19 protein-coding genes are annotated in these 19,363 nt (G+C 65.4%); 15 read left to right on the forward strand and 4 right to left on the reverse strand.

Annotated elements, in window-relative coordinates; all coding sequences use genetic code 11:
* From dnaA to ACKN61_RS00065, 13 genes are all read left to right on the forward strand, one after another.
* A complete protein-coding gene (gene dnaA / locus ACKN61_RS00005; RefSeq protein WP_031374043.1) occupies nt 1-1,335 on the forward strand; it encodes a chromosomal replication initiator protein DnaA in 1,335 nt (444 codons plus the stop codon).
* A gap of 510 nt (nt 1,336-1,845) precedes the next feature.
* Nucleotides 1,846-2,946 carry a DNA polymerase III subunit beta gene (dnaN, locus tag ACKN61_RS00010; RefSeq protein WP_031374042.1) on the forward strand — a complete coding sequence of 367 codons (1,101 nt, stop codon included), beginning with the start codon at nt 1,846-1,848 and terminating at the stop codon, nt 2,944-2,946.
* Between the two features lie 138 nt (nt 2,947-3,084).
* Nucleotides 3,085-4,182: a DNA replication/repair protein RecF gene (gene recF / locus ACKN61_RS00015; protein ID WP_408951741.1), complete on the forward strand. Its 1,098-nt coding sequence runs from the start codon at nt 3,085-3,087 to the stop codon at nt 4,180-4,182.
* A 239-nt stretch (nt 4,183-4,421) separates the two neighbouring features.
* The gene (locus tag ACKN61_RS00020) at nt 4,422-4,646 is read left to right on the forward strand and encodes a hypothetical protein (RefSeq protein WP_408951742.1); all 225 of its coding nucleotides are present in this window, start codon (nt 4,422-4,424) and stop codon (nt 4,644-4,646) included.
* A 172-nt stretch (nt 4,647-4,818) separates the two neighbouring features.
* Nucleotides 4,819-7,287 (forward strand): DNA topoisomerase (ATP-hydrolyzing) subunit B, encoded by a 2,469-nt coding sequence (gene gyrB, locus ACKN61_RS00025; protein WP_408951743.1) that lies wholly within the window; start codon nt 4,819-4,821, stop codon nt 7,285-7,287.
* Between the two features lie 76 nt (nt 7,288-7,363).
* Nucleotides 7,364-8,083 (forward strand): lysostaphin resistance A-like protein, encoded by a 720-nt coding sequence (locus tag ACKN61_RS00030; RefSeq protein WP_408951744.1) that lies wholly within the window; start codon nt 7,364-7,366, stop codon nt 8,081-8,083.
* A gap of 67 nt (nt 8,084-8,150) precedes the next feature.
* Nucleotides 8,151-8,954 carry a M48 family metallopeptidase gene (locus ACKN61_RS00035; protein WP_408951745.1) on the forward strand — a complete coding sequence of 268 codons (804 nt, stop codon included), beginning with the start codon at nt 8,151-8,153 and terminating at the stop codon, nt 8,952-8,954.
* A gap of 136 nt (nt 8,955-9,090) precedes the next feature.
* Nucleotides 9,091-10,308: a tetratricopeptide repeat protein gene (locus ACKN61_RS00040; RefSeq protein WP_408951746.1), complete on the forward strand. Its 1,218-nt coding sequence runs from the start codon at nt 9,091-9,093 to the stop codon at nt 10,306-10,308.
* A 146-nt stretch (nt 10,309-10,454) separates the two neighbouring features.
* Nucleotides 10,455-11,135 carry an energy transducer TonB gene (locus tag ACKN61_RS00045; protein WP_036149770.1) on the forward strand — a complete coding sequence of 227 codons (681 nt, stop codon included), beginning with the start codon at nt 10,455-10,457 and terminating at the stop codon, nt 11,133-11,135.
* Between the two features lie 90 nt (nt 11,136-11,225).
* On the forward strand, nt 11,226-11,975 hold the full coding sequence (locus ACKN61_RS00050; RefSeq protein ID WP_031374035.1) for a MotA/TolQ/ExbB proton channel family protein: 750 nt from the start codon (nt 11,226-11,228) through the stop codon (nt 11,973-11,975).
* A gap of 42 nt (nt 11,976-12,017) precedes the next feature.
* The gene (locus ACKN61_RS00055; RefSeq protein WP_031374034.1) at nt 12,018-12,431 is read left to right on the forward strand and encodes a biopolymer transporter ExbD; all 414 of its coding nucleotides are present in this window, start codon (nt 12,018-12,020) and stop codon (nt 12,429-12,431) included.
* 15 nt (nt 12,432-12,446) lie between these two features.
* Nucleotides 12,447-12,860, forward strand: a complete 414-nt coding sequence (locus ACKN61_RS00060; RefSeq protein WP_031374033.1) for a biopolymer transporter ExbD — start codon at nt 12,447-12,449, stop codon at nt 12,858-12,860.
* 142 nt (nt 12,861-13,002) lie between these two features.
* A complete protein-coding gene (locus ACKN61_RS00065) occupies nt 13,003-13,407 on the forward strand; it encodes an ExbD/TolR family protein (protein ID WP_408951747.1) in 405 nt (134 codons plus the stop codon).
* Nucleotides 13,408-14,189: 782 nt separating this feature from the next.
* On the opposite strand, the gene ACKN61_RS00070 is transcribed toward ACKN61_RS00065, so the two are convergent.
* From ACKN61_RS00070 to cls, 4 genes are all read right to left on the reverse strand, one after another.
* Nucleotides 14,190-14,351 carry a hypothetical protein gene (locus tag ACKN61_RS00070; protein WP_408951748.1) on the reverse strand — a complete coding sequence of 54 codons (162 nt, stop codon included), beginning with the start codon at nt 14,349-14,351 and terminating at the stop codon, nt 14,190-14,192.
* A 38-nt stretch (nt 14,352-14,389) separates the two neighbouring features.
* Complete coding sequence (locus ACKN61_RS00075) at nt 14,390-15,145, reverse strand: pyridoxine 5'-phosphate synthase (RefSeq protein ID WP_408951749.1); 756 nt, start codon at nt 15,143-15,145, stop codon at nt 14,390-14,392.
* A 114-nt stretch (nt 15,146-15,259) separates the two neighbouring features.
* The gene (locus ACKN61_RS00080) at nt 15,260-15,523 is read right to left on the reverse strand and encodes a hypothetical protein (RefSeq protein WP_031374311.1); all 264 of its coding nucleotides are present in this window, start codon (nt 15,521-15,523) and stop codon (nt 15,260-15,262) included.
* 181 nt (nt 15,524-15,704) lie between these two features.
* Complete coding sequence (gene cls / locus ACKN61_RS00085; RefSeq protein WP_408951750.1) at nt 15,705-17,156, reverse strand: cardiolipin synthase; 1,452 nt, start codon at nt 17,154-17,156, stop codon at nt 15,705-15,707.
* A gap of 176 nt (nt 17,157-17,332) precedes the next feature.
* Here cls and ACKN61_RS00090 point away from each other — a divergent pair, with 176 nt between their 5' ends.
* Nucleotides 17,333-18,070, forward strand: a complete 738-nt coding sequence (locus ACKN61_RS00090; RefSeq protein WP_408951751.1) for an SIMPL domain-containing protein — start codon at nt 17,333-17,335, stop codon at nt 18,068-18,070.
* A gap of 163 nt (nt 18,071-18,233) precedes the next feature.
* On the forward strand, nt 18,234-19,337 hold the full coding sequence (locus ACKN61_RS00095; protein WP_408951752.1) for a PA0069 family radical SAM protein: 1,104 nt from the start codon (nt 18,234-18,236) through the stop codon (nt 19,335-19,337).
* Nucleotides 19,338-19,363 lie beyond the last annotated feature (26 nt).

The following is a 19,363-nucleotide window of genomic DNA, read 5'->3' on the forward strand; positions in this document are numbered from 1 at the left end:
ATGGAAGCCTGGCCCCGCTGCCTCGAACGCCTCGAAGCCGAATTTCCGGTCGAGGATGTACATACCTGGTTGAAACCGCTGCAGGCGACGCGACGCGACGACGTCACCGTGCTGTATGCGCCGAACGCGTTCGTGGTCGAACACGTGCGCGAACGTTACCTGGGCCGTATTCGCGAGTTGCTGTCGTATTTCGCCGGCAGCGGCGAGGTCAGCCTCGAGATCGGTTCGCTGCCGCGGGCGGTGCCGGCGGTGGCGCGCGAATCGGAGATCGCGGTCAGCGCGCCGCGTCCGGTCGCGCCGCCCGAGCCGTTCCAGGGCAACCTCGACAATCACTACACCTTCGACAACTTCGTCGAAGGCCGCAGCAACCAGCTCGGCCGCGCCGCGGCCTGGCAGGCGGCGCAGAAACCCGGCGAACGCGCCCATAACCCGTTGCTGTTGTACGGCGGCACCGGCCTGGGCAAGACCCATCTGATGTTCGCCGCCGGCAACGCCATGCGCGACGCCAATCCGGCGATGCGGGTGATGTACCTGCGTTCGGAGCAGTTTTTCAGCGCGATGATGAAGGCGTTGCAGGACAAGACCATGGATGCGTTCAAGCGTCAGTTCCAGCGCGTCGACGCGCTGCTGATCGACGACATCCAGTTCTTCGCCGGCAAGGACCGCACCCAGGAAGAGTTCTTCCATACCTTCAATGCGCTGTTCGACGGCAAGCAGCAGATCATCCTGACCTGCGATCGCTATCCGCGCGAAGTCGAAGGCCTGGAGCCGCGGCTGAAGTCGCGCCTGGCCTGGGGCCTGTCGGTCGCGATCGAGCCGCCGGACTTCGAGACCCGCGCCCAGATCGTGATCTCCAAGGCCAAGGAACGCGGCGCCGCGGTGCCCGAGGAAGTCGCATTCCTGCTGGCCAAGAAGATGCGCTCGAACGTGCGCGACCTGGAAGGCGCGCTCAACACGCTGACCGCCCGCGCCAACTTCACCGGCCGCGCGATCACCACCGAGTTCGCCCAGGAAACCCTGCGCGATCTGCTGCGTGCGCAGCAGCAGGCGATCGGCATCCCCAACATCCAGAAGACCGTGGCAGACTACTACGGCCTTCAGATCAAGGACTTGTTGTCGAAACGGCGTACGCGCTCGCTCGCTCGTCCACGTCAGGTCGCCATGGCGCTGACCAAGGAACTGACCGAGCACTCGTTGCCGGAGATCGGCGATGCCTTCGCCGGTCGCGACCACACGACCGTGTTGCATGCCTGCCGGCAGATCCGCACCTTGATGGAAACCGACGGCAAGCTGCGTGAGGATTGGGACAAGTTGATTCGCAAGCTCAGCGAGTGAGGCCGCCCGGACCGCATCCGCGGTCCGCGCTCACCCGATGGGAACGCAACACCGCTCGATCGTGTCGTCGTAAACCGCGAGAGTTCGGTACCGACGTTCGTGGTCCGGATGCCCGTCATCCGCCTCGTTCGCCTAAACCGGGACCCTGCCAGCGGATGCCTGCCTGGAACGCTTGAGTTGTCGCCACCGCTACCGCTTGCAAGACGGTCCGCGCTGCGACGAGACACAAGGTAATCGGTAAGTGTTTGTTGCGAAAGGCATAACTCGGGGGATGAAAGTCGTACAAACTGTGGACAAGTCAGTGGCCGCCCATCGGCGCCCTTTTTATCCACAGGATGTACCGCATGCCCAGGGCCAGTTCTACCCGCTTTTGAAGTACCGAAAACCGCTTTTAAATCAATTGCTTAAATGACTTCTCCAGCGTTTTTCGCTACACCATCACCACCAAGCTTTTGATTTATACATCTCTTTAGTAATGGGCTTAGGCCCACCGACGGGCAAGGGGTCCGCATGCGTTTCAGCCTGCAACGCGAAGTCTTTCTCAAGCCGTTGGCCCAAGTGGTCAACGTCGTCGAACGCCGGCAGACCTTGCCGGTCCTGGCCAACCTGCTCGTGCAGGTCAAGGACGGGCAGCTCTCGCTGACCGGTACCGATCTCGAAGTCGAAATGATTTCGCGGGTCGCGGTCGACGATGCGAAGGACGGCGAAACCACGATTCCGGCACGCAAGCTGTTCGAGATCATTCGAGCGCTTCCGGACGGCAGCAAGGTCACCGTTTCGCAGACGGCGGAGAAGGTCACGGTCCAGGCAGGACGGTCGCGCTTCACGCTCGCCAGCCTGCCGGCCAACGACTTCCCGTCGATCGACGAAGTCGAAGCGACCGAACGGGTCCGGGTGCCGGAAGCCGCCCTCAAGGAGCTGATCGAACGCACCGCGTTCGCGATGGCCCAGCAGGACGTGCGCTATTACCTCAACGGCCTGTTGTTCGACCTGCGCGAGAACAGCCTGCGCTGCGTCGCCACCGACGGACACCGCCTCGCCCTGTGCGAAGCGCCGTACGAAGGCAATGCGCAGACCAAGCGCCAGATCATCGTGCCGCGCAAGGGCGTGCAGGAATTGCAGCGTCTGCTCGAAGGCGGCGATCGCGAAGTCGAACTCGAGATGGGTCGCGGCCACATCCGGGTGAAGCGTGACGATGTCACCTTCACCAGCAAGCTCATCGACGGCCGTTTCCCGGATTACGAAGCGGTGATCCCGATCGGCGCCGACCGCGAGGTCAAGATCGAGCGCGAAATCCTGCGTGCGTCCCTGCAGCGTGCGGCGATCCTGTCGAACGAGAAGTACCGCGGCGTGCGCATCGAGGTCTCGCCGGGCCAGCTCAAGATCAGCGCGCACAACCCGGAACAGGAAGAAGCGCAGGAAGAAGTGGAAGCCGACACCAAGGTCGACGACCTGGCCGTGGGCTTCAACGTCAACTACCTGCTCGATGCCCTCACCGCATTGCGCGACGAGCACGTGATCCTGGCGCTGCGCGACGCGAACTCCTCGGCCCTGGTGCGCGAGGCTTCGAACGAGCGTTGCCGCCATGTCGTGATGCCGCTGCGCCTGTAACGGCAAGCGCAACAGAATCGGGCCAACCGCTCGGTTCCACGTGGAACATCACACGCCCGGCCAGTCCGGGCGTGTCCGTTTGTGGCTTTCGGATCGCCTGCCCAACTGCCGGCCCTCCCCTTCTGCGATCATCTGCCGATGCATGTCACCCGTCTGGAAGCCCGTGGATTCAGGCGTTTCGCCGAAGTCAGCCTGCTGCCGGCTCCTGGAATCAACCTGATTACCGGTGAGAACGGTGCGGGCAAGACCAGCCTGCTCGAAGCCCTGCATCTGATGGCTTATGGCCGCAGTTTCCGGGGCCGTGTGCGCGATGGCCTGATCCGGGCCGGCGACCCGGCGCTCGAAGTCTTCGTCGAATGGCAGGAGGCGCGTCGCGAGCCGCGTCGCAAGGCCGGACTGCGCCACAGCGGCCAGGAATGGGTCGGCCGCCTCGACGGCGCGTCGGTGTCCCAGCTCGGCGAACTGTGCGCGGCCTTGGCCGTGGTCAGTTTCGAGCCCGGCAGCCATTCCCTGATCACCGGAGCCGGCGAGATCCGCCGCCGCTATCTGGATTGGGGGTTGTTCCACGTGGAACCTGACTTCACTCCGCTGTGGCGGCGCTATACCCGAGCCCTGAAGCAGCGCAACGCCCTGCTCAAGGCGCGGGCCCGCGACGGCCAGCTCGATGCCTGGGATCACGAGCTCGCCGAGGCCGGCGAGCCCCTGACCCGGCGTCGCCACCAATACCTCGACGAACTGCAGCCGAAGTTCTCCACCCTGGCCGCCGAACTGGCGCCGGGGCTCGGGGCGGTGCGCCTGGATTACCTGCCGGGCTGGCGCCGGGAAGAATTTCCGCTCGCCGACGCTTTGCTGCTGGCCCGCGAACGCGACCAACTGGCCGGCTACACCTCGGTCGGCCCGCATCGGGCCGACTGGCGCATCGCCTTCGGCGGCCTGCCCGGCCGCGAGGCCTTGTCGCGCGGCCAAGCCAAGCTCACTGCGTTGTGCGCTCTGCTGGCCCAGGCCGAACACCATGCCGCGATCCGCGGCGAATGGCCGGTGGTGGCCCTGGACGATCTAGCCTCCGAGCTGGACCGGAATCATCAGCAACGGGTGCTGGAACGCCTGTTGGCCTCGAAGGCCCAGGTTTTCATCACCGGTACCGACCCGCCGCCGGCATTGGCCTCGATGCAGGTCGCGCTGACCAGGTTCCACGTGGAACATGGATTGCTGGGCGAGCTCCCACAGTCGGGCTGATCCAAGACATTCGGAACGCGCTGAGGATCCCCTATCGGGAGTGGGCGGATCGAGGCCTTCGACATAGAGGGCTCGCGGCTTCCGGCTGCAGGGGGCTTCGACCGTGCGGCCTAGTAGTCCGGAGACTGGGGTGCCGCCTTGTTCGCAGCGCCCGGATGCGGCCCCGGGCGCAGACGACCGGCCGCTTCGCGCGGCCCCAGCCGAGAATGCTGCCGCTCGAGGGGGCGTGTTGAGAGGGCGTGGACCTCGTGTTCCTGACCATCGCCGCCGCCCAACGGTTTCCGCCAGGCTTTGACCGCGGCTACGAACCGCTAAAAACTCGTCTAGAGCGGGCCAAAGCCGGCCCAAGACGCAAAACCTCCGTTGCAACCCATGTTCCACGTGAAACATGGAGCCTCATCTCCTGCGCCGGCTTTAAAAACCCCGGCTTTGCCACCATCTCAGAGGCCTGGACGGCGCTGTAAGCGCCTCGGAGCCCGTTCCAGGGGCGAGCGCCACCCACCCGGCGCTCCGGCGCCGCGTCCGTCGTAGCGCGGGGCCGTACGCCCCGCCTGCTATACTTCGATCACTTCTTTACTGTGTCTCGACGCGTCCGGCGCCCTCGCCGGCAGCGCGTCGTCGGAGCCTGTTGACGCAATGACCAACACCGAGCACGACCCCTCGCAAGATCCGACCTCCGCCCCGGCCCCGCAATCGCAGACCTACGACTCCAGCAAGATCACCGTCTTGCGCGGTCTCGAGGCCGTGCGCAAGCGCCCGGGCATGTACATCGGCGACGTCCACGACGGCACCGGCCTGCACCACATGGTCTTCGAGGTCGTCGACAACGCCATCGACGAAGCGCTGGCGGGTCATGCCGACGATGTCATCGTCACCTTGCACGAAGACGGTTCGGTTTCCTGCTACGACAACGGTCGCGGCATTCCGGTCGACATCCACAAGGAAGAAGGCGTGTCCGCGGCCGAGGTGATCCTCACCGTGCTGCATGCCGGCGGCAAGTTCGACGACAACAGCTACAAGGTGTCCGGCGGTCTGCACGGCGTCGGCGTGTCGGTGGTCAACGCCCTGTCCGAGCACCTGTGGCTGAACATCTGGCGCGACGGTCACCAGTACCAGCAGGAATACGCCCTCGGCGAGCCGATCTACCCGCTCAAGCAGCTCGAGGCCTCGAGCAAGCGCGGCACCCTGCTGCGCTTCAAGCCGGCCGTGGAAATCTTCACCGACGTCGAATTCCACTACGACATCCTGGCCAAGCGCCTGCGCGAGCTGTCGTTCCTGAATTCCGGGGTCAAGATCACCCTGATCGACGAGCGTGGCGAAGGCCGCCGCGACCTGTTCCAGTACGAGGGCGGCATCCGCTCCTTCGTCGAGCATCTGGCCCAGCTCAAGACGCCGTTGCACCCGAACGTGATCTCGGTGTCGGGCGAGCAGAACGGCATCACCGTCGACGTGGCGCTGCAGTGGACCGACTCCTACCAGGAGACGATGTTCTGCTTCACCAACAATATTCCGCAGAAGGACGGCGGCACCCACCTGATCGGGTTCCGCGCCGCCCTCACCCGCACCCTGACCAACTACATCGAACAGAGCGGCCTGGCCAAGCAGGCCAAGATCGCCCTGTCGGGCGACGACATGCGCGAAGGCATGATCGCGGTGCTGTCAGTCAAGGTGCCGGACCCGAGCTTTTCCTCGCAGACCAAGGAAAAATTGGTCAGTTCCGAGGTACGCCCGGTCGTTGAGAGCACGTTCGGTGCACGTTTGGAGGAGTTCCTTCAGGAACACCCCAACGAAGCCCGTGCCATCACCGGCAAGATCATCGACGCCGCCCGCGCCCGCGAAGCCGCGCGCAAGGCGCGCGACCTGACCCGCCGCAAGGGCGCGCTCGACATCGCCGGCCTGCCCGGCAAGCTCGCCGACTGCCAGGAGAAGGACCCGGCGCTCAGCGAACTGTTCATCGTCGAGGGCGACTCCGCAGGCGGCTCGGCCAAGCAGGGCCGTAACCGCAAGACCCAGGCGATCCTCCCGCTCAAGGGCAAGATCCTCAACGTCGAGCGCGCGCGTTTCGACCGCATGCTCGGCAGCGCCGAAGTCGGCACCCTGATCACCGCGCTCGGCACCGGCATCGGCAAGGACGAGTACAACCCGGACAAGCTGCGCTATCACCGCATCATCCTGATGACCGACGCCGACGTCGACGGCTCGCACATCCGCACCCTGCTGCTGACGTTCTTCTACCGGCAGATGCCCGAGCTGATCGAGCGCGGCCACATCTACATCGGCCTGCCGCCGCTGTACAAGATCAAGCAGGGCAAGAACGAGCTCTACCTCAAGGACGATGCCGCGCTTGACGCTTACCTCGCCGGCAACGCGGTCGAAGGCGCCGGGCTGATTCCGGCCGCCGGCGAACCGCCGATCGAAGGCGCGGCGCTGGAGAAGTTGCTGCTGGCTTACGCCAGTGCGCGCGAAACCATCGCCCGCAACGCGCATCGCTACGATCCGAACGTGCTGCAGGCGCTGATCGATTTCACCCCGCTCGACACCGCGCATTTGCTGGCCAACGTCGACGAGCGCCACGAACTCGACCTGCTCGAAAAGCGTCTCAACCAGACCGGCCTGGGCAAGCCGCGTTACGCGCTGGAACTGCATCCGGCCAACGAAACCCGCCAGGCCGCGTTGCTGGTCACGCGCAATCACATGGGCCAGCAGCTGATCCAGGTGTTGCCGTTGTCGGCGTTCGAAGGCGGCGAGTTGCGTTCGCTGCGCGAAGCGGCGTCGATGCTGCACGGCCTGGTGCGCGAAGGCGCGCAGATCGTGCGCGGCAACCGCGCGCAGGCGGTCACCAGCTTCGCCCAGGCCCAGGCCTGGTTGCTCGAAGAAGCCAAAAAAGGCCGCGCTATCCAGCGATTCAAGGGTCTGGGCGAAATGAACCCCGAGCAGCTGTGGGACACCACGGTCAATCCGGAAACGCGTCGCCTGCTGCAGGTGCGCATCGAAGACGCCGTCGCCGCCGATCAGATCTTCAGCACCTTGATGGGCGATGTGGTCGAACCGCGCCGCGAGTTCATCGAAGACAACGCGCTGAAGGTGGCCAATCTCGACGTCTGATCCGGCGGCGTCTGATCCGGTTGCGGATCTGATCCCCGCGTCGTCGCCCTCGCCGGCGACGACGCGCCGCGGATGGTTGGGCAGCGTCGCCGGATTCGCGATCGACTTGCTGCTGTCGGTGGTGTTGCTCGCCGCATTCGTCATGATCGGCGGTGTGCTGTGGGGACTGTTGCAAGGCCTGCGCGGCGTCCCGGTCGAAATGGACGCCGGCTCCGATGCGATGATCGCGATCACCCTGGTCGGCACCGGCCTGGGCGCATCGACGGTTTATCTTTTGCGTCGCCGGGCGACGCGCGAGGAATGCGCTGCCTCGTGGCGCGCCCTGTGGCGAAAATCGACCTGGCTCGCGATCCTGGTGGCCCTGCTCGCGACCACCGGTTTCAGCATGCTGGTCGGCCTGCTCGCGCAGCAGCTGCAGGTCGAGATGACGCCGAGCAACCTGGTGCTCGCCGAAGCGGTCGCCAAACATCCGTTTCTGTTGTTGATCTTCGCCGTGCTGATCGCGCCGGCCTACGAAGAATTGCTGTTCCGGCGGGTACTGTTCGGCCGTCTGTGGGCCGCGGGGCGGCCCGGGCTCGGCCTGGCGCTGAGCTCGATCGCCTTCGCACTGGTCCATGAGCCGCCCGGGCTCGGCGCCAGCCAGGGCTGGAACATGCTGATGTTGTGGGCGGTGTACGCCTTCATGGGCGCGGTATTCGCCGCCACCTACCGGCGCACCGGCACCTTGTGGGCGGCCTATGCGGTGCATGCGCTCAACAACCTGGTGGCAGGTACGGCGCTTTTTGCAAGCCTTTAAGCCACCCTCGTTGACGAAGTATTAATCCAGACGGCGCTACAAAGTTGGTTCGTACTGGGGAATCGTCATGAAACGCATCCTGTTTGCGCTTTCGGTCGCCGCCGTGGTGACCGCCTGCGCCACCACGACTTCGCCGACCGGGCGTACCCAGCACATCGGTGCGGTGTCGCAGGAGCAGCTCAACCTGATGGGCGCCAGGGCCTTCGAGGAGGCCAAGAGCAAGCAGCGCCTGAGCACCGACTCGCGCCAGAACGCCTATGTGCGCTGCGTGGTGAGCTCGATTACCCAGCAGTTGCCGCAAGGCTGGCAGGCGAACTGGGACGTGGCCCTGTTCGCCGATAATTCGCCGAATGCCTTCGCCCTTCCGGGCGGCAAGGTCGGCGTCAACACCGGCATCTTCACCGTCGCCAAGAACCAGGACCAGCTCGCGGCGGTAATCGCCCACGAGATCGGCCACGTGGTTTCGCGCCATCACGACGAACGCATCACCCGGCAAATGAGCGCCCAGGTCGGCCTGGGCATCCTCGGCAGCCTGGTCGGCTCGCGCTACGGCGAGGGGGCGGTCAACGCCACCAACCAGCTCGGCGGCGCGGCCCTGCAGACGGCGTTCCTGCTGCCGGGCTCGCGCACCCAGGAAAGCGAGGCCGACGTGGTCGGCCAGCGGCTGATGGCGCAGGCCGGTTACGACCCGCGCCAGGCCGTGAACCTGTGGCAGAACATGATCGCCGCGAGTGCTTCGCGGCCACCGCAATGGCTCTCTACCCACCCCGACCCGCAATCGCGCATCCAGGAGCTGAACGCTCGCGCCGGGGCCTTGATTCCCACCTTCGAGCAGGCCCGCGCCTCCGGCCGTACGCCGAAGTGTGGATGAAATCCAGGTGAAAATGGCGGTCTTAACCCGTATCGCGCGGCCCCAAGTTTCTGTTAGCGTGACGGCCCCTTGGCCTTGCGCCGTTCCGCCACAAGGCCACCCGCCTGCGGCCGCTGAGTCTCTCTGAGGTGAGTACATGAACAAGCAACCCACCCGCCGTAGCACCCTGCTGGCCGCCGCGATCGGCGTGACGCTGGTCTTCGGCGCAGTCTCCCAGGTCAACGCGCAGAGCATGGCCGAGCGCAATGCGCAGCGCCGCGCCAACAAGGAAAGCAGCAAGGGCAGCACCGCCAAGGCCGAGAACCAGTTCCCGAACGCGACGCGCACCGCGCCCGACGCGAAGGCTTCGTCGAAGGGCGGCGCCAAGCTGCAGAAGATGATGGAGTTCTACGACAAGGAAAAGGCTGCCGAAGCCCGCGCCGTCGCCGACGAAATCATCGCCAACACCGCCTTCAACGCTTACGAGCGTTCGTTCGCCGCGCAGATCGGCGCCCAGCTCGCCTACGACGGCGACGACAGCAAGGCCGCGATCGCCTATCTCAAGCAAGCGCTGGAATTCAACGGCCTCGACAACAACGGCCATTTCGGCGCGATGTTCATGATGGCCCAGCTGCAGCTGCAGGAAGACCAGTACGCCGATTCGCTGGCGACGGCCGATCGCTTCCTGGCGGAAACCAAGAGCACCAAGCCCGAGCACCTGATCGTGCGCGGCAACGCCCTGTACCGTCTAGAGCGTTATCCGGACGCCGCCAAGGCGATCAAGCAAGCCATCGACGCCTCGCCCGAGCCGAAGGTCGAATGGCAGCAGTTGCTGATGGCCAGCTACATTGAGAACAATCAGGGTGCCGACGCGGCCAAGATCGCCGAGGCGATCGCCGCCAAGACCCCGAACGACAAGCGCGCCCAGATGAATGTCGCCGCGGTGTATTCGCAGGCCGACATGCTCGACAAGGCCGCCGTCGTGCTGGAAAAGGTCCGCGCCGCCGGTCAGTTCACCGAAGACAAGGACTACCGTCAGCTCTATGCCACCTATCTGAATCTGGATGGCAAGGAGAAGGAAGCGGCCGGCGTGATCACCGAGGGCCTCGAGAAGGGCGTCCTCAAGCCGGACTACCAGGCCTACGTGGCGCTGGCCCAGTCCTACTACTTCTCCGATCAGACTGCGAAGTCGATCGACGCGTACAAGAAAGCGGCTCCTCTCGCACCGGATGGTGAGACGTACCTGAATCTCGCCCGTGTTCTGTGGCAAGAGGATCGCATTCCCGAGGCAAAGGAAGCCGCCAAGCAGGCGATAGCGAAGGGCGTTAAAAAGCCCGACGACGCCAACAAGATTCTCGCGCTGAAAGGCAAGTAATTCAGCAAAGAGATGCCCAACCGCGCTTGGAACCTGTGACGCGGTTTGGTATATGCTAGGAGGTTCCCGCGACTGGAAACGGTTGCAGGAACCGAACGATGGCCCGAGGCGCCCTGGCGTCCGGAAACACCTCCCGAGCTGACGGCATGACGCAAGACCTCGAACTCCAAGTTAGGAAAGATGACAACGACCGCGAAGGGTTGAACTGGGCACGTATTGCCGGTATCACCTGCGCGATCGCTGTGCATGCCGCGGCGCTCCTGTTGTTGCTGGCCCCAATGACGCCACCTGCCCAGCAGCAGGACGAAGAGCAGGTGACGATGGTCAACATCATCAAGCCTCCGCCGCCGCCCCCGCCGCCGCCGCCGCCGCCGCCGGAACCGCCCAAGGAGCTCAAGCAGCCTCCGAAGGAACTGTCCCCGCCGCGACCGACCCCGACTCCCCCGCCGCCGGACCAGCCGCCGGTCGAGAATCTGGACCCGAGTCCGATCGACCCGCCTGCGCCGCCGCCGGCTCCGCCTGCGCCGCCGACGGCCGCCAGCGACATCGGCTCCAGCGTCGATCCGTCCTCGCGTCGCCTGAATCCGCCGAAGTACCCGCCGACCGAAGCCCGTCAGGGCGTAGGCGGTACCGTAGTCCTGGTCATCAGCATCGACGCCCAGGGCAACGTCATGGACGTGCAGGTCGAAAAATCCAGCCGTAACCGCAATCTGGATCGCGCGGCCATGGACGCTGCCCGCAAGTGGCGCTTCAACCCTGAAGTGCGCAACGGTCAACCGGTCGCCAGCCGCGTCCGCGTTCCCGTCGATTTCGTCCCGCCGACCTGATCGGGGTCGGCGCGACTGTTGTCCCGCCTGATGAACACCGCTTCTTCGTAATACCTTCTTTCCTTTCCACGACATTCAAAGGTAAGCGTCATGCTGCAGCAAACCACCACCGCCGCCGCCGGAGGCTCCAACGCTGAAGCGCTTCAGCAGATGAGCTTTTCGCATCTGTTGCAGAACTTCGACCTCGTCGGCTGGATCGTGTTCATCACGCTCACGCTGATGTCGGTTCTGTCGGTCTACTGGATCGTCATCAATTTCGTTAAGAATCTGCGCCTGCGCGGCTCTTCCGACCGCGTCGTCAGCACGTTCTGGGAAACCCCGAACGCCCAGGACGCGATCCGCTACATGGAAGAACAGTCGCGCAGCGAACCGTTCTCCAAGATCGCCCTCGACGCCGCCCAGGCCGCCGCTCACCACCAGCGCCACGAAGGTTCGCGTCTGGTCGAGTCGCTGAACCGCTCGGAGTTCGTCGATCGCGCCCTGCGTCAGGCCGTGACCCGCGAGAGCTCGCGTCTGGAAGCCGGTCTGACCGTGCTCGCCACCGTCGGCTCGACCGCTCCGTTCGTCGGTCTGCTCGGTACGGTCTGGGGCATCTACCACGCCCTGCTCCGCCTCGGCGCCAGCGGCGAGTCCTCGATCCAGGCCGTTGCCGGCCCGGTGGGCGAAGCGCTGATCATGACCGCGATCGGTCTGTTCGTCGCGATCCCGGCCGTGCTCGCCTACAACTTCTTCGTGCGTCTGAACCGTGTCACGAACAACAAGTTCGACACCTTCGCCCACGACCTGCACGACTTCTTCGCCACCGGCTCGCGCGTCGGCGAACTGTCGAACAAGCGCTAATCAACACTGACGCCTCTCATTTAGCGTAGTTGGAGTTCGGACATGGCCTTCAGTACAGGCAACGACAACGGCCCGATGGCCACCATCAACGTCACGCCCCTCGTGGACGTGATGCTGGTGCTGCTGATCATCTTCATGATCACCGCGCCGCTGATGACCCATAAGGTCGAAATCAAGCTGCCCGAAGCCACTCTCACCAAGACGGAGGAGCCGCCCAAGACTCCGCCGATCACCTTGGCGATCCAGGAGAGCGGCTCGCTGTATTGGAACGACGAGCCGATCACCCGCGACCAGCTGGAGAGCCGTCTTTCGGTCGAAGCGCAGAAGACCCCGCAGCCGCAGATCAACGTCCGCGGCGACCGCACCACGAAGTACCGCGTGGTCAATGAAGTGGTGACGATTGCGCAGAGGCAGGGCATGCGCAAGGTCGGCTTCATCGCGATCAAAGAACGTTAATCGGAGACCGAGCACATGGCTTTCAGCAACAACTCCGATAGCGGCGCGATCTCCGACATCAACGTGACCCCGCTGGTCGACGTGCTGTTGGTGCTGCTGATCATCTTCATGGTCACGGCGCCCACGGTGTCTTACCCGATCGACGTCAACCTGCCGCAACCGACGTTGAACCCGCCGCCCCAGACGCAGGAGCCGCCGCCGCCGATCGCGCTGCGGATCGATTCGACTGGCCAGGTGTTCTGGAACGACAACCCGACGCCGCTGCAGGCGATCCCGGGGATGATGAAGGAAACGGTTCAACGCGATCCCACCAATCAACCTCTGCTAGAAATCGACACCAACGAAGACGCCGAATACGGCATCCTCGCCAAGGTGCTGGCTTACGCCAAAAACGCAGACATGAAAAAGATCGGTTTCGTCCAGAAGTAATTCTTGCGAAACCGACGCTTACCGTCGTGAGAACGCCGCCCACCGGGCGGCGTTTTTTTATGCGCGATCGCCCCCTCTTGCGCGACGAACTGTGACGGGCTTAACGTGAAGCCGGGCGTCCCGCCCCAGGATGGAGGTGCTTATGGCCGGCTCCGCTTACTCCGTTTCCGCGTACCGCAACGACGAGGTCGTCGCCGAAATCAACGTCACGCCCCTGGTTGATGTGCTGCTGGTGTTGTTGATCATCTTCATGGTCACCGCGCCCGTGCTGACCGGGCAATTGAACCTGAGCCTGCCCATCCCCAGCGACAAGCCGGTGCCGGTGGCGCCCAAGGCAATGCTGATCGTCGAGCAGGACGGGAGCTTCGAGCTCGACGGCCGCAGCCTGTCGGCGACCGAGCTGCCGGCCGCGTTGAAGGCGTTGGCGGTGGCCTCGCCCGACACCGTGCTCGAGGTTGGTGCGAACGCCGATGCCGATTACCAGGGATTCACCCATGCGATTTCGGCTGCGCGCGACAGCGGTTTGAGCAATATCTCGACGCGTTGATCGCTGTTTGCATGGGCCGATCGGTCGCATCGGTGCGAGACGGGACGGCCGCCTGCGAGGGCGGCCGTTTTTCATGGCCTCGCGTGGCGACTGCGTTATTTCGGTCCTGCGCCTGCAACGGCGCTAACCTTCTGCAGGAGTGGCGTGAGCCGCGACCAAGGGATTCGCAGAGGTGACAATGCCGTCGTCGCTCGTCGAAACGGCGTACTTTCGCAGGGTAGGAGCGGCGTAAGCCGCGACCGCGATGTGATGCTCTTGTGGCGCGTCTATCAAAAGCAAAGCTTCCGTCCGCTGACGCGGCCGGGTTACTTTCTTTTGCTAAGCCCAAAAGAAAGGTAACCAAAGAAAAGGGCTCTCCTTGCAAGGGCACAGGCCACGAGTGCGGTGCTGTCGCCGGGATTTTTCGATAAGACGTCCCTGTCTTATCGAAAAACGGCGCACGTCCTGTGCGCCGCCCTTCGGGTCTACGGTTGCATCGCAAGTTCGAAACTGCGCCAAGCTTTCAAGGCAACAGCAACAGCAACAGCAACAGCAACAGCAACAGCAGTAGCAACAGCAGTAGCAACAGCAACAGATACAGCGGCGATAAAGCTACCACTGCCGCTGTCATTAGGATTATGCCGTTGCCGTTGCCGTTGCCGTTGCTGTGCGTCGCCTCGAACTAGCGAAGGCTATAGAAGACCCGGAGGGCGGCGCGCAGGGATGCGGGCCGTTTTTCATCGGGACAGGGATGTCCCGTATGAAAAATCCCTGCGTCGGCATCGAACGTGCGGGCCTGTGATTCAAAGCAAAAGCATTTTTCTTTGGTGACTTTCTTTTGTTGCTTTAGACAAAAGAAAGTTACCCGCCGCTTTAGTGGCGGAAGCTTTTGGCGTTTGATCTGGATCTGGATCTTGCTTGAGCGAGACGCCGCGAGACCGAAGCAGCGCGGTCGCGGCGCGCACGCGCCCTCCCCGCGCGCCGCTACAAGACTACGAACCGCTCAACGCGCCTTCGCGATCACGTCTAGATATCCACGCACCGCCGCATCCAAACCTTGATACAAGGCTTCGCCGATCAGGGCATGGCCGATCGACACTTCCAGGACGTTCGGGACGCCTCGCAGGAAGGCGCCGAGGTTGGCCTGGCTGAGGTCGTGGCCGGCGTTGACGCCCAGGCCGGCGGCTTGCGCGCGGCGGGCGGCGGCGGCGAAGGTCTGCAACGCGGTGTCGAGGTCGCCGCCGTCGAAGGCTTCGGCATAAGGACCCGTGTAGAGCTCGACCCGCGCGGCACCGAGTTCGGCGGCGCGTTCGATGCCGTCGCGGTCGGCGTCGGCGAATACGCTGACGCGGCAGCCGAGCTCGGCGAGTTCGGCGATCAAGGGGCGCAGCCGCTCGCCGTCGCGTTCGAAATCGAAGCCGTGGTCGGAAGTGAGTTGGTCGTCGCCGTCGGGAACCAGGGTGACCTGGGCCGGAAGCGTCGCCCGGCACAGGGCCTGCAGGCCGGGGTAGCCTGCGCGCGGCGGTGCGAACGGATTGCCTTCGATGTTGAATTCGACGTCGCGGGCGCGGGTCAGTTCGGCGAGCGCGTAGACATCGTCGGCGCGGATATGGCGGGCGTCGGGACGCGGGTGCACGGTGATGCCGTGGGCGCCGGCATCGAGGCAGGCCTGCGCGGCGCGGCGCACATCGGGTTCGCCGCCGCCGCGCGAATTGCGCAGCACGGCGATCTTGTTGACGTTGACACTGAGGGCGGTCATGACGCGAAGCGTAGCGCGCCGCGTCAAACACGGCGAGTGGTCGGGCGCTTGGCTGGGCGATGCCGCCGGATTGCGTCCGGTCCGGTCCGACACGGCCGGACCGGAGGCGCGGCGTCAGTTCGGCGAGGATTCCGACTGCGACGACGCAGCGAGCTTGCGTGCCTCGGCCTGCTCGCGCAGGCGACGCAGTTCCATCGGGTCGACGATCGAGGACACGTCGCGGCTGGTGTTGTCCAGGCGCCGTGCGAGCAGACTCATCACGCCGGCGATCATCAGGCCGAGTGCGGCCAACAGGCTCACGGCCAGGATCCCCGGCGAGGTGGTTTTCAACGCCAGCACGAAGGCGGCGGCGGCCAGCAGCAGGTAAACCCAAGGCATTGCGGCGTGCTCCCTGAAAAATCTCAATCCGGACAGGCGGGTCCCGAGACGGACCTGCCGGCCGGGATCGGCGTTGGAAGGCCGGTACGGAGGGTTCCGGCCGGGTCCAGGCCGAGTGTAGCGCGCACCCGCGGCGGCGGCAGCTGGGGCCGCCGGCGGATGCGACCGGCGGCACAAACGGCTAGAGCAGCGGCGAAACCAGCCGGGCCAGGGCCTCGGGCAGGCGCGAGCGCCACAGCGAACGTTCCCGGTCGGGGCGCACCCGCGGCGCGCGCGAACACTCTTCCTGAATCAGGGTCGCCAGCTCGCTGGCGAGCTGCTCGTTGTAGAACATCACCGAGATCTCGAAGTTGAGGCGGAAGCTGCGGTGATCGAAATTGGCGCTGCCGATGATCGCCATCTTGTCGTCGCACAGCAGCGCCTTGCTGTGCAGCATGCGCGGGCCGTACTCGTGGATCTTCACCCCGGCATCGAGCAATTCGTCGAAGTAGGAGCGCGCCGCATACGTCACCAGGCGGCTGTCGCTGAGCTTGGGCACCAGCAGGCGCACGTCGAGCCCGCCGAGCGCGGCCGAGGTCAGGGCCATGCGTGCGGCCTCGCTCGGCACGAAATACGGGGTGACCAGCCAGACCCTGCGCTGCGCGGCGTGGATCGCGCCGACGTGCACGCGGTGGATGGCTTCCCAGGGCGAGTCCGGCCCGGAACTGACGACTTGCGAGGCCACGCGCCCGGGTTGCGGCGGCGGGTGTTGCATCTTCAGCGGCGGCTGGCCGGTGGCGTAGCACCAGTCCTCGGTGAAGACCAGTTCCAGCTCGCGCACCACGTCGCCTTCCAGGCGCAGATGCAGATCGCGGTAGGCGTCCTCGCGCAGGCGCTCGTCTTCTTCGTCGGTGATGTTGATGCCGCCGGTGTAGCCCACCCGGCCGTCGATGACGACGATCTTGCGGTGGGTGCGCAGGTTCAGCCACGGCCGGCGCCAGAACCAGCGCAGCTTCATCGGATGGAACCAGGCCACTTCGGCGCCGGCCTCGAGCAAGGGCTTGAGGAAGCGCCGCGAGGTCTGGCCGGAGCCGACCGCGTCCATCAGCAGCCGCACCTTGACCCCGGCGCGGGCGCGCTCGATCAAGGCATCGCGCAGCGCGGTGCCGGTGCGATCGGGCAGATAGATGTAGTACTCCAGGTGGATGTGCTCGCGCGCCTGGGCGATGTCGGCCAGCAACGCGGCGTACTTGGCGCCGCCGTCGATCAGCAGGCGCACGTCGGTCGCGGTGGTCGGCGGCAGGCCGGTGGTGGCCTGGCCGAGCTTGGCCAGTTCGATCGCTTCCGGCGACGGGGTCAGGCCCGCCGGCGGCGCCGGCAGCGAGGCGCGGGCGCGCACCCGGCGCAGGCGCTGGCGGTGGATGCGCAACGGGCCGAAGAAGTAATAGATCAGGAAGCCGATGTAGGGCAGCGCGGCCAGGCTGATCAGCCAGCTGATCGTCGCCACCGGCTCGCGCTTCTGCAGCACGATCCAGAAACCCAGCCCGAGCAGATACACCGCCCAGCCGATCGTCAGATACAGGCCGAGGTGGGGAATGGCGAGCAGGTCTCGCCAAAGGTCGGGCAACAGATCCAGCACGTGTCGGAACTCCATCGATGCAGCGGCGCCGCCGGCACGGCCGCGCGGGCCTAGGCTAGCCCGCCGGCCCGGGCCGGCATAGCCCGGGCGCCGGCCGCATCGCGGCGGCGCCTGCCGACGCGGGCAAAGACCGGCCGCGATCGGCGACGTAGGATGCGGCATCGCCCGTTAGAACCACAGGAAGGATTCCCATGATTCACCGGTTCCTCATCGCCGCCGCCCTGCTCGCCCTGCCCTTGTCGCCGGCCTTCGCCGAGTCCGAGCCGCGCAGCATCAACGTATCGGGTTCGGCCGAGGTCAAGGTCGTACCGGACCTGATCCTGCTCGATGTCGGCGTCGAATCGCGGCATGCCCAGCTCGACCAGGCCAAGCGCAGCAACGACGAGAACGTCGCCAAGGCGCTGGCGTTTCTCAAGCGCAGCGGCGTGCCCGACAGGGACGTGCAGACCGATTTCATCAGCATCGAGCCGACCTACCACTCCGACTATTCGTTCACCAAGCCGCAGATCTACATCGTGCGCAAAAGCATCGGCATCAAGCTGAGCCGCATCGGCGACCTGGAGAACGTGCTGACCGGGCTGCTGTCCAGCGGCGTGCAATACATCCACGGCATCGAATTTCGCACCTCGCAGCTGCGCAAGCACCGCGATGCCGCGCGCGCCCTGGCGGTGCAGGCGGCGAAGGAAAAAGCCGATGCGCTGGCGGCCGAGCTCGGTGTGCGGCGCGGGCCGGCGCTGAACGTGTCGGAGTCGTACTCCGGCGGCTGGTGGCGCAGCGGCAGCCGTTGGGGTGGTGGCATGAGCGGCGGCCAGATGGTGCAGAACGTTATGCAGAACAGCGGCGGCGGCGAAGCCTCGGACGGCGAGACCCTGTCGGTCGGCCAGATCAGCGTCACCGCCTCGGTCAGCGCCAGCTTCGCGATCGAATAGTCCGGCATCGAACGCGGTGCCTCGCTCCGCGGGCACCACGCGGCACGGAATGCGGCGCTCGGACTGCTCCCTGGCGCATTCAGCCGGCAGGCGACGCAGCAGCGGAACCGAGCGATCCGGCGGCGTCGCGAAACCTGCGACGGCGCCGGCGTAGGCTGCACGGATGGACGCTGCGCGCAAAGCCCGACTCTCGATCCAGCCGACTGCCTTCAAGGGCCGCGGGGCGGCGTCATACGTGGCCGGGCGCTACGCCGTCACCACCGTCCAGGGCGAGGACGACGGCTGGGGCTCGGTCTACGAAGACGCCGACGCGAGCTCGCGCCCGGACACCCAGGTGCGCGAGGAAACCGCGCGCAGCATCATCACCCGCAACGATTCGCCCGACATCGGCTTCAGCCAGTCGGTCAATCCTTATCGCGGCTGCGAACACGGTTGCGTGTACTGCTTCGCGCGACCCTCGCATGCTTACCTGGAACTGTCGCCGGGCCTGGACTTCGAGACCCGGCTGTTCGCCAAGGTCAATGCCGCCGAACGCCTGCAGAACGAACTCGCCCGCCCCGGTTACGAGTGCGCCCCGATCGCGCTCGGCATCAACACCGATGCCTACCAGCCGATCGAGCGCCGGTACCGCATCACCCGCGGCGTGATGGACGTGCTGGACGCCTGCTCGCATCCCTTCAGCATGATCACCAAGAACGCCTCGATCGTGCGCGACGTCGAAGTGTTGGCCTCGATGGCGCGGCGCCGCCTGGTGTCGGTGTATTTCTCGGTCACCACCTTGGACAACCAGCTCTCGGCGAAGATGGAGCCGAGAGCCTCGGCGCCGCATTCGCGGCTCAAGGCCATGCGCACCCTCGCCGAAGCCGGCGTGCCGGTCGGGGTGCTGGTCGCGCCGACCATCCCGATGATCAACGACGGCGAGCTCGAACAGATCCTCGCCGCCGCGCACCAGGCCGGTGCGCGCGCCGCCGGTTACGTGCTGCTGCGCCTGCCGCACGAACTCAAGCAGGTCTGGCGCGACTGGCTGCAACTGCACTACCCCGACCGCGCCGCGCACGTGATGAGCCTGATCCAGCAGATGCGCGGCGGCAAGGATTACGACAGCGCGTTCGGCAAGCGCATGCGCGGCGAAGGCCCGTTCGCGCAGCTGATCGAACAGCGTTTCCAGAAGGCCTGGCGCAAGCACGGCTACGGGCGGCTGCCGGCCTTGGACACCAGCCAGTTCGTCGCCCCGCGCAAGCCGACCCCGCAGTTGGAGCTGTTCTGAGCCGGCATCGGCGGCGAGTAGCGCGG

Origin of the sequence: Lysobacter sp. Hz25 (assembly GCF_046097045.1) — a bacterium.
Lineage (GTDB): Bacteria > Pseudomonadota > Gammaproteobacteria > Xanthomonadales > Xanthomonadaceae > Lysobacter > Lysobacter antibioticus_B.